This window comes from Allobosea sp., from assembly GCF_017308075.1.
In the GTDB taxonomy this organism is placed as follows: Bacteria; Pseudomonadota; Alphaproteobacteria; order Rhizobiales; family Beijerinckiaceae; genus Allobosea.
Genome location: NZ_JAFKFX010000033.1, coordinates 87027 through 100147, shown reverse-complemented (window position 1 = coordinate 100147; position 13121 = coordinate 87027). Strand labels below are relative to the sequence as shown.

Annotated in this window: 11 protein-coding genes; 8 read left to right on the top strand and 3 right to left on the bottom strand. The window is 67.6% G+C overall.

All coding sequences use genetic code 11. The annotated features are described in order from the left end of the window. Positions 1–79 precede the first annotated feature (79 nt). Positions 80–1036, top strand: coding sequence for a hypothetical protein (locus J0J10_RS16170; RefSeq protein WP_291647428.1), 957 nt, complete (start codon positions 80–82; stop codon positions 1034–1036). A gap of 113 nt (positions 1037–1149) precedes the next feature. Here the strand turns inward: J0J10_RS16170 and J0J10_RS16165 are convergent, their stop codons facing one another. Further along, entirely contained in the window at positions 1150–1911 is a 762-nt protein-coding gene (locus tag J0J10_RS16165) for an AAA family ATPase (RefSeq protein ID WP_291647427.1), read from the bottom strand. A gap of 967 nt (positions 1912–2878) precedes the next feature. Between J0J10_RS16165 and J0J10_RS16160 the strand changes: the two genes are divergently transcribed. After that, the gene (locus J0J10_RS16160) at positions 2879–5674 is read left to right on the top strand and encodes a phosphoenolpyruvate carboxylase (RefSeq protein ID WP_291647511.1); all 2796 of its coding nucleotides are present in this window, start codon (positions 2879–2881) and stop codon (positions 5672–5674) included. A gap of 134 nt (positions 5675–5808) precedes the next feature. Here J0J10_RS16160 and J0J10_RS16155 read toward each other — a convergent pair whose 3' ends face one another. Continuing rightward, positions 5809–6732: a cell wall hydrolase gene (locus tag J0J10_RS16155; RefSeq protein ID WP_291647426.1), complete on the bottom strand. Its 924-nt coding sequence runs from the start codon at positions 6730–6732 to the stop codon at positions 5809–5811. 238 nt (positions 6733–6970) lie between these two features. Here J0J10_RS16155 and J0J10_RS16150 point away from each other — a divergent pair, with 238 nt between their 5' ends. Together J0J10_RS16150 and J0J10_RS16145 are read left to right on the top strand one after the other, a co-directional pair. After that, the gene (locus J0J10_RS16150) at positions 6971–7621 is read left to right on the top strand and encodes a glutathione S-transferase family protein (protein WP_291647425.1); all 651 of its coding nucleotides are present in this window, start codon (positions 6971–6973) and stop codon (positions 7619–7621) included. 109 nt (positions 7622–7730) lie between these two features. After that, complete coding sequence (locus J0J10_RS16145) at positions 7731–8264, top strand: dihydrofolate reductase family protein (protein ID WP_291647424.1); 534 nt, start codon at positions 7731–7733, stop codon at positions 8262–8264. Between the two features lie 16 nt (positions 8265–8280). On the opposite strand, the gene J0J10_RS16140 is transcribed toward J0J10_RS16145, so the two are convergent. Then, positions 8281–8805, bottom strand: a complete 525-nt coding sequence (locus J0J10_RS16140; protein ID WP_291638550.1) for a hypothetical protein — start codon at positions 8803–8805, stop codon at positions 8281–8283. Between the two features lie 427 nt (positions 8806–9232). Between J0J10_RS16140 and J0J10_RS16135 the strand changes: the two genes are divergently transcribed. The 4 genes from J0J10_RS16135 (at position 9233) to J0J10_RS16120 (ending at position 13114) form a co-directional block, all read left to right on the top strand. After that, a complete protein-coding gene (locus J0J10_RS16135; protein ID WP_291638549.1) occupies positions 9233–9712 on the top strand; it encodes a hypothetical protein in 480 nt (159 codons plus the stop codon). A 22-nt stretch (positions 9713–9734) separates the two neighbouring features. Further along, positions 9735–10370: a L,D-transpeptidase gene (locus J0J10_RS16130; RefSeq protein WP_291647423.1), complete on the top strand. Its 636-nt coding sequence runs from the start codon at positions 9735–9737 to the stop codon at positions 10368–10370. Positions 10371–10420: 50 nt separating this feature from the next. Continuing rightward, positions 10421–11452, top strand: coding sequence for an amino acid ABC transporter substrate-binding protein (locus J0J10_RS16125; protein WP_291638547.1), 1032 nt, complete (start codon positions 10421–10423; stop codon positions 11450–11452). An 81-nt stretch (positions 11453–11533) separates the two neighbouring features. Then, positions 11534–13114, top strand: coding sequence for an AMP-binding protein (locus tag J0J10_RS16120; protein WP_291647422.1), 1581 nt, complete (start codon positions 11534–11536; stop codon positions 13112–13114). Positions 13115–13121: the final 7 nt, after the last annotated feature.

The window sequence follows — 13121 nt, the reverse complement described above, 5'->3', positions numbered from 1 at the left end:
CGTCAAGGCGATGCGCTGCGCGCCGGCCGAGGTACTCTGAGTTGTTGTTGCCAATACAACTTTCGTATCGTGAGCTTCGATGAAACTGACCCTCGATACCAACTGTTTGATCAATCACTTCGACAGTGAAAGCGAGACTGCGACCTCTCGCGATGAGATCGCCCAGCTGATCCGCTATGCAACGAATGGTCGAGCTCAGGTCGTCATTACGACGCGCGCGGAGGCCGACCTCGATCAGGACAAGGACGAGCAGCGGCGCAAGCGACTCAAAGGCAATCTCGCGATGTTTGAGGTGATCAGCTCGGTACTTCGCTGGGACGAGTCGTCCTGGGATGGTGGTGACGTCTGGGCTGACAAGAAGACAGAAGTTCTGGCTGACGAAATTCAGAAGGTACTATTCCCCGGGCTTGCTGAAGAAGATAAGCGGTTTGGTAACAAGATTCGCGATGTTGACCATCTCGCTGCTCACGTGATGGCTGGCCGGGATATTTTCGTCACGGACGATCGTCACCTGATTGGGCGCTCTGATGAACTAAAGAAGCTGGGTTCCGTCGTGATGCGGCCGGCGGAATGTGTCGCTTATATCCAAGGTATTGACGAACGCGTAAGGCCGAAGACACTTACTAGCTCATCGAGTGGAGAGTATCAAAACAAGAGTTTATCGGGCGTCGCTAAATTCGATTATTCGAACAATAACGGGAACTTCGCGATAGGAGAGGGGCACTTTCTGTTTGAGACCCATTGGTCAAAGGCGAGCGATATTTCGATCCATGCCTATCGGAGAAATTCCAGTATTGAAGGATTGGCTCTCGTAAAAGATACAGATTGGATTAAAGGGATCAAGGATGCGGCCGGTTACAATTATTCATCCAGTCATAGAACGCCTATAATTAATCAGATCGTTCTTTGGCGTAATATTAACGGGCTTTATGCTGCAACAAAAATATTAGAAATTAAGGATGACTCTCGCCAGGATCAGTATGATGAACTTGTTTTTGAGTTTCAAATTCTGGTCGAGGGAGCAAGCTTTGCCTGAGGAGTAGGCGCTTCTAATTGATCGCAAACAGCCTCATGTCGGTGGCATCCCTGCCGCAGGGCTGGATTAGAACTGCCTAGGCGGGGCCCTGAGCCAGTCGACGCGCCGCTTCCTCACTCCTCCATCATCGTCTCCACGAACGTCGCCGGGTCGGCGCAGAACTCGCGCATGATCCGGAAATGCTGGGTCTGCTCGATCGTCACGGGATCGAGCCCGTATTTGGTCAGGCCGAGCAGGCGGGCGCCGGGATAGGCCATCAGGATCGGGGCGTGGGTCGCCATGATCACCTGGCACTGGCCGAGCCGGTCCATCCGGCGCAGCAGTTTCAGGAATTCGATCTGGCGGGCCGGGGAGAGCGCCGATTCCGGCTCGTCGAAGATGAAGATGCCGCGGCGCTGGCAGCGCTCCTCGAAGAAGCGCAGAAAGCCCTCGCCATGCGAATGCGAGAGGAAATCGGGCGGTGCATGGCCGGAGCTGCGGGCCGCATGGTCGAGATGGCGCGCCACCGAGAAGAAGCTCTCGGCCCGGAAGAACCAGCCATCGGTGACCTTGGGAAGCCAGCTCGCCTTCAATGCGCTCGCGAGCCAGCCACCCATCGTCTCGACGGCCTCGGCATGGTCGACCGGGCGGTAGCCCTTGCCGCCGCCGGCCTCGTCATAGCCGGCAAGCGCCGCGATGCCCTCGAGCAGCGTCGATTTTCCGGTGCCGTTCTCGCCGACGATGATGGTGATCGCCCGGTCGAAGGACAGCGCGAAGTCCTCGCGCAGGAAGGGCAGGCACCAGGGATAGGCCTGCGGCTCCGGCACCGCGGCGCGGTCGAGCCAGATGTGCCGGAGATAGGGCGCGGGCAGGCGGGGCGGGCTGCTTCGTCTCATGGGGACTCGGGCGTGGGCAGTCGGTGGGTTGTCCTTCGTGATGCAACCCGGGGTCATCCCGGACAAGCCGCGAAGCGGCGCCGATCCGGGATCCATGCCTGAGCCTTCCCGCAGGAGGTTCGGGCATGGGTCCCGGGTCTCCCTGCGGTCGCCCGGGACGACCCGCGATATGGCCAAGGCCGTGCGCAGGCGGGTTGCATGGGCGTGCCTCCCGCCGGCTTTCACCGCGAAGGTCTGAAGAGAACGCCATCCGAGGGAGGGCGCGGGGCCGGGCGGCGTCGCAGTCGACGGCTGCGTGCCGAATGTCGATGTCTTCTGTCGAAGCAGCGCCATTGGCCGCCTCCCGAGCCCCGCGCGCGGTTCTCTATGGTGTCTTCGTCGTCTGGTTACGTCCGGCAGGACTGGGAGGGCCTCTCCCATCGACGAAAACCCCTCCGCGGTGGAACAGGCAGGCCGGCCGCAAAGGTGGATCGCACCTTTGCGGAGCGCGCTCGCTCGGGCTCGCAAGGCCCTTTCGCCGCGAAGACCGCTCTCCCGCCCGGCCTCATGATGCCTCGCGAAGCCCCCTCGGTTCGGGCGGGACGGGCAGAAGCATAAGCGAGGTTTTCGGGGCGGGGATAAGTTGGCGGGTTGTCCCCGGCGGAACGCGGCTGCGCGCGAGGGAGAGGCGCGGGGACCCCTCTCCTGGAAGGAGAGGGCAGGGTGAGGTGTGCGAGGTTTGACCAGCCCGCGCTGCGCCCACCGCACAGTCGGGGGCAGGCTCACGATATCCCTCCCGGACACCTCACCCCTGCCCCTCTCCTTCCACGAGAGGGGATCTGCGTCGAGGTTCCCGCGCCTGTCGCATCCGTCTGCTGCGGCGCCGCAACGCTTTTCGCGGTTGCGGTAGAATTGGAATCCTGCTCCCCTGCGAGCCGCCTCATCAAACGATTTAAAGAAGACGGAGAGCGGCGTGGCTGCGGAGGAAATGTCGCCATCGGTGCTGGCGAGCGAGTTGTCGGCGGCGATCGTGCAGGCGCGCAGGGATGCGCGCGAGGACCCGTTCGGCAATCCGGTCTTACGCGCCACGCTCTGGCTGACCCGCAAGATGGATCGCGGCGAGGTGACGCTCGCCGACGCCGCGGCGCTGATCCGCCAGCTCGGCCGCGCCGCGCTCGCCGACCGGGCGGGGCGCGTCGCATCCTATGTCGGGCTGGAGCGTGACGAGGCCGAAGCCTATGCGGCGCTGGCGCGGCGCGTCGGCGAGGAGGCGAGCGCTTCGGCCCAGCCCTTCGAAGCCTATGGCGCGGCGCTGGCGCGGGTGCGCTTCGCGGCCGTGTTCACCGCGCATCCGACCTTCGGCATGAGCCGGGCGGTGGCGCATGCGCTGGCCGAGCTCGCCTCGAACGAGGGCGAGGCGGCGGTGCTGAAGGCGGCCGATCTCTCCTTCCGGCCGGATGCGGCGATCACCCTGCAGGACGAGTTCGAGCAGGCGCGCTTTGCGGTGCGCCATGCCCGCGACGCGATCGACCGGCTGACCGCGGCCTTCCTGGCCGAGGCGCGGGCGCGCTGGCCGCAGCGCTGGCGCGAGCTCAGGCCGCGCGCTTTGCAGCTCGCCTCCTGGGTCGGCAGCGATACCGATGGGCGCACCGATATCGGCTGGTGGGACACTTTGCGCTACCGGCTGGAATCGAAGCGCGGCCAGTTCTTCCGCCTGCTGGAGAAGCTGCCGGAGGTGCCGGCGGCCGCCGAGGTGAGGGCGCTGCTCGAGGCTGCGCTCGCTGCTGTCGAGCGGCAGCTTGCGCTCTGCCCGCCCCTGAACAGCAAGCCGGAGATCGCTGCCTTGCAGGCCTTCTCGCTGGCGCTGATCGGCGAGCGCGAGGCCGCCCTGCCTGACGCCTCGAAGCTGCTGGCGGCGCTCGACAAGGCGATCGTGCTGGCCGAGGACGATGAGGCGGCGAGCGCGCTGGTGCTGGCGCGGGCCGGCGTCATCGCCCATGGCGTCTCGATCGCGCTGCCGCATTTCCGGCTCAACGCCTCGCAGCTCCACAATGCGATGCGCGGCGTGATCCCGCTCGACGAGGACCCGGCCCAGCCGGCGCAAAGGCGCGCCTTCCTCGCGGCGGCGAACCAGGCGCTCGCCAAGGCGCAGCCGACGCCGGTCGATTTCGGCGCGCTCGCGGTCGAGCGCGCCTCGGCGGCGCGGATGATGATGATGGTCGCGCAGATCGTGAAGCATGTCGACGGCTCGCGGCCGGTGCGCTTCCTGATCGCCGAGACCGAGACCGGCTATACGCTGCTCTCGGCGCTTTATCTGGCGAAGCGCTTCGGCATCGCCGATCACGTCGAGATCTCGCCGCTCTTCGAGACGTCGGACGCACTGGAGCAGGGCCCGCGCATCATCGACGAGGCGCTGCGCAGCCCGCATTGGCGCGATTATCTCAAGCGCCATGGCAGGCTCTGCGTCCAGTTCGGCTACTCCGATTCCGGCCGCTATATCGGCCAGGTCGCGGCGACCTTCTGGGTCGAGCGGCTGAGAAGCCGCATCCTCGAATTGCTGCAGCGCTACGGGCTGACCGACATCGAGCTCGTGATCTTCGACACCCATGGCGAGTCGGCCGGGCGCGGTGCCCATCCCGACAGCCTCGCCGACCGGCTCGCCTATCTCGATCCGGAATGGCCGCGGCGCGCGTTTGCGAAGGCCGGCGTCAAGGTGACGCGCGAGACCAGCTTCCAGGGCAGCGACGGCTATCTGCTGTTCGGCACGGGCACGCTCGCCGGGGCGACGGTGGCACGCATCGCCGAGGCGGTGTTCGCCGATCCGGCGGGTGGTGCGGACGATCCGATTTATGCCGAGCCGGACTTCGCCACCGAGTTCTTCCAGACCGTGCGCGAGGAGATGACGCATCTCGTCGACGATCCCGGCTATGCCGCGCTGATCGGCACCTTCGGCCCGTCCCTGCTCGACAAGACCGGCTCGCGCCCGGCGGCGCGGCAGAGCGATGCCGGTGGGCCGGCGGTGATCCGCCATCCCCGGGAGCTGCGCGCCATCCCGAACAACGCCATCCTGCAGCAGCTCGGCTGGCTGGCGAACAGCGTGCACGGTATCGGCCAGGCGGCGGCAAGGGCGCCGGAGCTGTTCGCGAGCATGCGCGAGAGTTCAGAGCGCTTCGGCCGGGCCTATCGCCTCGCGGCCCATGCCATGGCGAACAGCGATCTCGACGTGCTGCGCGCCTATCTCGACACGCTCGATGCCGGCTCTTGGTTCGACCGGGCGCGGCGCACCGAGAAGGAGGGGCGGCGTGACGAACTGCTCGCGGTCGCCGAGGCGCTGGCGCGGCTCGACCTTGCGCCGGCGCTGCGGCGGCTGTTCTGGCGCTTCGCCTCCGATCGGCTGAAGCTGAAGGAGGCGGCGGGCGAGCCGCCGGCGATGCCGGTCAGGCTGGTCGCGCTGCACACGCTGCGGCTTGCGCTGCTGCACCGGATCTGGCTCTCGGCGACGCATATCCCGGATTTCCGGCCGCATGCCGGGGTGACGCGCGAACTCCTGCTCGAGCGTATCCTGCGGCTAGACATGGCCGGGGCGCTCGTCCTGCTCGGCGAAATCTTCCCGCTCAATCCGGACCCGGCGCTCGGCCTCGATTTCGGCGAGCCGCCGGGGCCGCGCGAGGGCGGCGCCTATGCGGCGCTGCATCGCGACGTGGTCGAGCCGATGCGTCAGTGCTTTGCGCTGCTGCGCGAGATCTCCGGCGCGATCCAGCATGAGATCGGGGCGTTCGGCTGAGATCGCCGCCCCGTCATGCTCGCCCGCGTGGCGAGCAGCCACGGCTTGAACGCCGCGCTTCGTCAAGGAAGACGTGAATGGTCGGGACAGGCCCGACCATGACGAAGCCGGCCGCGCTTGCGGCCCTGCAGCCGTCAGTCCAGCGCGAGGGAGCCGCGCAGCGGGCGGGAGGGCGGCATCAGCGCCGCGAGGCGGGCCTCGCTCTTCGGCGGCGCGATGAAGGCCTGCGTGGTCTTGCGGGCGATGCCGAGATCGTAGGGGCGGCTCGGCGGCAGCGTCGCATTGGCGACGACATAGGAGGCCGAACTCGTGGCCAGGGCGATCGCGGGAGCGGGCGCGGCCGGGGCGAAGGCGAGCGGCGCGCTGGCGAAGGCGGTCGAGGCCGAGGAGGCGCTGGTCGCGAGCGGCGCCGGCTCGGAAAGCGCGGCGACCTGCGAGCTCGGCTCCTCGATGCGGCGGCGTTCCGGGCGCTCGCCCTTGACGTAGAAGGCGTTGCCGCCGGCCACCGTCACATAGTGCATGTTGGGGTAGGAGAAGCGCATCCCCGCCATGTGGAAATGCTTGGCGTTGCCGACGGCTTCGTTGCGCTTGCCGGCCAGGATGGCTTCGGCGGCGGCCTCGGCCTTGGGGAGCTCGCGCGCCGACATCGGGCGGGTGAGCACGCCGGCGGCGAATTGCTTGGGGGCGCCGACGACGCCGCAGATCGTGTCGTGATAGCGTGGCGCGCCGACCCGGTTCATCACCACCGTGCCGACGCCGAGCAGGCCGGATTCGCTGGAGCGGTTCGATTCGAAATACATCGCGCGGACGAGGCATTCCTTCTCGCGCGGGTCGGCCTTGGCCAAGGCGATGGCGCGCTTGCGGATCTCGTGGCTCTGCTTCGGCGCAGTGCTCGCAGCGGTCGTCCGAGCCGTGGTCGAGGCGGTCTCGACCGGCGTCATGCTGCAGGCGCCCAGGACCGGAGCCGCCAGTGAAACCAGGAGCGGGATCGCCTTGCGACCGTGGCGGCTTGTGCCGGAAAGACGGGTAGCGTTCGCAGCGATCTCGATCCGCGTCATGCGGCAACCTCCTGATTACGGGATCGGGGCTGCCCAGGGCGGCGGTCCGTCATCTCCGGCAAGGAATCCCCTTCCTCTTACCAGAAGGTTAATTTCGGAAGGAAGAGGCAAAGTTGTGCGGCGCGAGATGACGGCGACACACGCTCGAAATGGGCGAGGCGGGTTGTCGGGTGCTGCCGTCCTGTGACTGTCGGCTGCTTTACCCCGGAAGCACGAGGCAATAGTCGGGAGCCAGAGGATGACCGCCATCATCACCGCCTTCGAACGCTCGCCCGACCGGGGCAGGGGGCTGGCCCGCGACATGCGCGTGCGCTGGGCGTTCGAGGAGGTTGGCCAGCCCTATGAGGTCCGGCTCCTGTCGTTCAGGGCGATGCGTGAGCCGAAGCATCTGTCGCTTCAGCCCTTCGGGCAGATTCCGAGCTTCGAGGAGGGCGACCTCTGCCTGTTCGAGTCGGGGGCGATCGTGCTGCATATCGCCGAGCGCCATGGCGGCCTGCTGCCGCAGGAGGCGAACGCCCGCTCGCGCGCGATCGCCTGGATGTTCGCGGCGCTCAACACGATGGAGCCGCAGATCTTCGACCGCTCTCTCGCGGCGATCCTCGAGCGTGATCAGCCCTGGTACGAGCAGCGGCTGCAGGCCCTGGAGAGCATCATCCGCAAGCGGCTCGGCGACCTGTCGCGGCGGCTCGGCGAGGCGGACTGGCTCGATGGCGCCTTCAGTGCCGGCGACCTCCTGATGGTGACGGTGCTGCGCCGGCTGCACGGCTCGGGCCTGCTGGAGGCATATCCGAACCTTGCCGCCTATGTCGCGCGCGGCGAGGCTCGGCCCGCCTATCGGCGCGCCTTCGCGGCGCAGCTCGCGGTCTACACCGCTGCGTCGGCGGGCTGATCGTGCTGCTGCCGGGCACGGGACGATGGCGCGGCAGGCGTTCCAACGTCACTTTTGCGTGACCACGCCTCGCTCTAAACTGAACGCAAACCACAGGGAGGCCAGCAGCGTGGCGAAGCTCGTTTTCGGCATGAACCAGTCCCTGGACGGCTATGTCGATCTCCACCCGGAGATGCAGGTGGGGCCGGTGCTGTTTCGCCATTGGACCGAGCATGTGCGCGCCCTGGCCGCCAGCCTCTACGGCCGCCGCATGTACGAGGCGATGCGGTATTGGGATGGGGACGACCCTGCCTGGGATGCGGCGCGGCGCGATTTCGCCACGGCGTGGCGGAAGCAGCCGAAATGGGTGGTCTCGCGCTCGCTGAAATCCGTCGGCCCGAATGCGAGGCTCGTCGAGGGCGATCTGGCCGCGATGGTCCGCGGCCTGAAGGCGAGGCTTGCCGGGGAGATCGCCGTCTCCGGGCCGGAGCTGGCGCAAAGCCTGACCGAGCTCGGCCTGATCGACGAGTACCGGCTCTATTTCCACTCGGTCGTGCTGGGGCGCGGCATGCCGTTCTTCGCCGGCCCGCGGCCGCCGCTCCGCCTCATGGCCAGCGAGCCGGTCGGCGAGGGCGTGATCAGACTGAGCTACGTCCCGGTCTGAGCGCGACCCGCGACGCTCAGCGGGCGCTTTCGGAGACCTCGACGGTGGTCATGGCGCCGTTGCTCTTCATGATCTCGGCCGGCTCCCAGACCGTATGCGTGTCGATGGGGGTCGAGACCATGTGCCTGAGCTGCTTCTTGGCCCGCTCCGAGAGCAGCCGGCTCTCCTTGATCGACTGGAAGCTGCTGTAGCTGCGTTCGCCGCCGCTGAAGACGACGACGCGGCCGTCGAGCACGATGACGTCGCCCTTCTTCAGCGTCGGGTCCTTGAGATACCAATAGGGATCGCTGGCATATTCCATCGGCGCGACGCGCGGCGTCGGCGGGGCTTCCTTGGTCGCGACACCGGGCCGGCCGTCCCGCGGTGCCCGCGGGCGCACGGTCATGTGCAGCGGCTCGCGTTCGGGCACCGGCGCCACGACCCGGCGCGGCGCGATGCCGAACAGGGTTTCGAGGAAGTTCGCCTGCGCCGGAACGGCGCTGGTCAGGGAGGCCGCGGCGAGGGCGATGACGGCGGTGAGGCGGTTGCGATCGGCGGACAAGGCGGCGTTTCCCAGCTCTGAGCATCAGGAGATAGCGAGCGGGCAGGGCGATCTCAACGTGCAAATCGGCAAGTGCTGAATCGCTTGTTGGCAATCCTTTCGAGGGCGTGCGCTCCGCTTTCCGAAGGTCTTGGTTTCATTCGCGTTTCTGACGCTTTCTCGGTTAATTTCCGAGGCGTTGCGGGCGGCGCATCGTCGCCGTGCGCCGTTTGCCAGGAGCGGACGGGCCGGTGACCTTGCGACCCTGGCGCCGAAGTGCTCATTCGGCACGGCGACAGCTTCGGGGCCGAACCGACCGTTGACCGCGGCGGAAAGCCGAGACCATGATGGGCCGAAGCGGGGGGGAGCAGGCATGCGCATGGCGTTGGCGTATCCGGTGGCGATCATCGGTCGTCTCCGGGGCAGGGGGCGCGCGGGGATTTCCGCAATGGCGGGCCGTGGCGCGGCGGGCGCCTGCCTGTTCGGCGCTGCGCTGCTGCTGGCGGGCTGCGGCTCGACCAGCCAGGGGCCGGCTGGCGGCGGGGTTTCCGCCGGCGGCGCTTCGGGGCCTTCGAGCATTCCGCGCGAGCGCCTGATCGGGCGCTGGGGCATCGCCTCCTTCCACACCGAGAAGGACCGCAAGCGCACCGAGGCGCAGGCCAAGGCCGGCTGCTCCCAGCCCTATACCATCTCCAAAGGCCCGACCGACGGCGTGATGATGCATGTCGCCGACGATCCCAAACCCTATGAGCTGCGCCTGAAAGGCGGGCCTGGCGGCAAGAACTATGTCGGCTTCGAGGCGCCGGCGGGGGATCCGCAGGACCGCGAGATCCTTTCGGCGAGCGATTCGATGCTGACCATGCGCTTCGTCGATCCCGATGCGAACCGCCGCTACGGCACCTTCATCTACGCCCGCTGCGGCACCTGAAACCCGCGAGGCGAGATCGCGCATGAAAAAGCCCGACATGACACGGATTCTCGGCGGCCTCGGCGCCGCGGCACTAACGCTGGCGCTGGCCTGGCCGGCCGCCGTCCAGGCGCAGGGCAAGGGAATGGTGCCGCCGGCCGAGACGATGGATGTCGGCGACGAGCCGGGCCGGGTCTCGACCGAGGAGGTCACCATCACCGAAGGGCCCTATGCCCGGCAGATGGTGTTCTTCCGCTCGAACGAGGCGCCTGGCACGGTGGTGATCCACAGCGCCGAGCGCTTCCTCTATGTCGTGCAGCCCAACAACCGCGCGCTGCGCTACGGCATCGGCGTCGGCCGCGAGGGCTTCCAGTGGTCGGGCCTCGTCCAGGTCAGCCGCAAGGCGGAATGGCCGGACTGGCGTCCGCCGCCGGAGATGCTGCAGCGCCAACCCTATCTGCCGCGCTTCATGGCCGGTGGGCCGGGTAATCCGATGGGGGCGCGCGCGCTCTATCTCGGCTCGACCGTGTTCCGCGTTCACGGCACCAACCAGCCGGAGACGATCGGCCAGTCGATCTCGTCGGGCTGCTTCCGCCTGGCCAATGGCGACATCATCGACCTCTACTCGCGCGTTCCGCTCGGGACCAAGGTCGTGGTGCGACACAAGGCGACGATCTGACCGGCCTTTTCAAGGCCGCACGCCATTCAGCAATCAGGAGATCCGACCCCATGCGAGGCGCGTTCCGAATTCGTCTCCAGCCATCGGCGCTCGCCGTGCTCGCCGCGGGGCTCGTCGCGCTGCCGGCCGCTGCCGGCACGCTCGACAAGGTGAAGCAGCGCGGGACGCTGGAATGCGGCGTCAGCGAGGGGCTGCGCGGCTTTTCCGAGAAGGATGCGCAGGGGCGCTGGGCCGGGTTCGACGTCGATTTCTGCCGTGCCGTGGCGGCGGCGGTGCTCGGCGATGCCGGCAAGGTCAATTTCACGCCGCTCTCGGCCGGCGAGCGCTTCGAGGCGCTGAAACAAGGCAAGGTCGACCTGCTCTCGCGCAATTCGACCTGGACCCTCGGCCGCGAGGCCGGGCTCGGCCTCGCCTTCGCCGGCATCACCTATCATGACGGGCAGGGCTTCCTGGTGGCGCGCTCGCTCGGCGTCGACGGGGCGCTGTCGCTCGACAAGGCCAAGGTCTGCGTCGAGGCCGGCACGACGACCCAGCTCAATCTCGGCGATTTCTTCCGCGCCAATTCGATGAGCTTCGAGGAGAAGGCGTTTCCGAGCGCCGCCGAGGCGCTCGCCGCCTTCCAGTCCGGCCAGTGCAATGTGCTGACCCGCGACCAGTCGGCGCTCTACGCCGAACGGCTCAAGCTGCCGAAGCCGGGCGATGCCGTGATCCTGCCCGACGTGATCTCGAAGGAGCCGCTCGGCCCGGTGACGCGCTCCGACGATTTCCCGTGGTTCAACATCGTCAAATGGGTGAATTTCGCGCTGGTCAACGCCGAGGAACTCGGCGTCTCCGCGGCCAATGCGGACGAGGCCGTCGCCTCGACCAAGCCGGATGTGCGCCGCCTGACCGGTGCCGAGGGCGGCTTCGGCAAATCGCTCGGCCTCGACGAGGCCTGGGCGATCCGGGCGGTGAAGGCGACCGGCAATTATTCCGAGATCTATGAGCGCAACCTCGGGGTGAACTCGCCTCTCGGCATTCCGCGCGGGCTGAACCAGCTCTGGAACATGGGCGGCGTGCTCTACGCGCCGCCGATGCGCTGACCGGCGCCTGCGCCGTTCCCTCGCAAGCCGTCCCGCCTTAGGGTGCGGCCAGAGGAAACGCAGCCGGGAGCAGGGCGCAGCATGGTGGCCACGGAATTCGGGGCGGAGCCCTTCGACGCGGAGGGTGCGCGCACCACGCTATTCTTGGCCGTGCTCGCCGCCGTCTCCCGCCATGGCAAGGCGCGAATCGCGCTGGAAGACCCCGAACGTCAGCCGATCAGCTTCGGCCGGCTGGTGCTCGGCGCCTTCGTGCTCGGCCGCAAGCTCGCGGCGCAGACGCAGAAGGGCGAGAAGGTCGGGCTGCTGCTGCCGAACATGCAGGGCATGGCGGTCACCCTGTTCGGCCTGTCGGCCTATGGCCGGGTGCCGGCGCTGCTGAACTTCACCGCCGGCACCAAGAACCTCAAGGCGGCCTGCGAGGTCGCCCCGCTCTCGACCATCGTCACCTCGCGGCGCTTCATCGATCAGGCCAAGCTCGACGAGGTGATCGAGGCGATCGGCCAGGGCAGACGGGTGATCTATCTCGAGGATGTCCGCAAGCAGCTGACCAGCCTCGACAAGCTGCTCGGCGCGCTCGCCTCGCTGGCGCCGGGGTTCGTCCATCGCCGGCATGCGGCCGGCCCGGACGAACCGGCGGTGGTGCTGTTCACCTCCGGCACCGAGGGCAAGCCCAAGGGCGTGGTGCTCAGCCATGCCAATCTGGTCTCGAATGCGCGGCAAGTGTTCCAGCATGCGCAGGGCGCGATTTCCGAGCGCGACATCTTCATGAACCCGCTGCCGGCCTTCCACTCCTTCGGGCTGACCGCCGGGATGCTGGTGCCGCTGCTGCACGGGATGAAGGTCGTGCTCTATCCGAGCCCGCTGCACTACAAGCAGGTGCCGCGGCTGATCGCCGAGACCGGCGCGACTTTCCTGCTCGCGACCGACACCTTCCTGCAGGGCTATGCCCGCGCCGCCGGCGAGGGCGACCTCAGCAGCGTGCGCTATGTCGTCGCCGGGGCAGAGCGCGTGAAGCCGGAGACGCGCCGGCTCTGGGAGCCCTATGGCACCACCATCCTCGAAGGCTATGGCTGCACCGAATGCTCGCCAGTGCTGGCATGCAATACGCCGAGCGCGATGCGCGAGGGTAGCGTCGGACGGCTCCTGCCCGGCATCACCGCGCGGCTCGAACCGGTCGAGGGCATCCATGAGGGCGGCCGATTGATGGTGAAGGGCCCCAATGTGATGCTGGGCTATCTCAACGCCGACAGCCCCGGCACGCTCGCCCCGCCCGAGGGCGGCTGGCACGATACCGGCGACATCGTCGCGATCGAGGACGGCTTCGTCAGCATAAGGGGCAGGGCGCGCCGCTTCGCCAAGCTCGGCGGCGAGATGGTCTCGCTGGCGGCGGTCGAATCGATGATCTCCGGCCTGTGGCCGGGTTTCAATCACGTCGTCGTCGCCTTGCCGGATCTGCGCAAGGGCGAGCAGCTCGTGCTCGTCACCGAAAAACCGGATGCCGACAAGAAGGCGCTGCAGGACGAGGCGAAGCTTCAGGGCTTCCCGGAATTGTGGATGCCGAAGGCGCTGCTCGTAACCCGCGCCATCCCGGTGCTCGGCAACGGCAAGATCGACTATGGCGCGACGCGCGAGCTGGCGATCACGATGCGGCCGCTGCTGTGACGCCACA

What these genes read in the sequence shown, in the direction of transcription:
- J0J10_RS16170 (WP_291647428.1), top strand. Translation starts at nt 80, where the DNA reads ATGAAACTGACCCTCGATACCAACTGTTTGATCAATCACTTCGACAGT.
- J0J10_RS16165 (WP_291647427.1), bottom strand. Translation starts at nt 1,911, where the DNA reads ATGAGACGAAGCAGCCCGCCCCGCCTGCCCGCGCCCTATCTCCGGCAC.
- J0J10_RS16160 (WP_291647511.1), top strand. Translation starts at nt 2,879, where the DNA reads ATGTCGCCATCGGTGCTGGCGAGCGAGTTGTCGGCGGCGATCGTGCAG.
- J0J10_RS16155 (WP_291647426.1), bottom strand. Translation starts at nt 6,732, where the DNA reads ATGACGCGGATCGAGATCGCTGCGAACGCTACCCGTCTTTCCGGCACA.
- J0J10_RS16150 (WP_291647425.1), top strand. Translation starts at nt 6,971, where the DNA reads ATGACCGCCATCATCACCGCCTTCGAACGCTCGCCCGACCGGGGCAGG.
- J0J10_RS16135 (WP_291638549.1), top strand. Translation starts at nt 9,233, where the DNA reads ATGGCGGGCCGTGGCGCGGCGGGCGCCTGCCTGTTCGGCGCTGCGCTG.
- J0J10_RS16130 (WP_291647423.1), top strand. Translation starts at nt 9,735, where the DNA reads ATGAAAAAGCCCGACATGACACGGATTCTCGGCGGCCTCGGCGCCGCG.
- J0J10_RS16125 (WP_291638547.1), top strand. Translation starts at nt 10,421, where the DNA reads ATGCGAGGCGCGTTCCGAATTCGTCTCCAGCCATCGGCGCTCGCCGTG.
- J0J10_RS16120 (WP_291647422.1), top strand. Translation starts at nt 11,534, where the DNA reads ATGGTGGCCACGGAATTCGGGGCGGAGCCCTTCGACGCGGAGGGTGCG.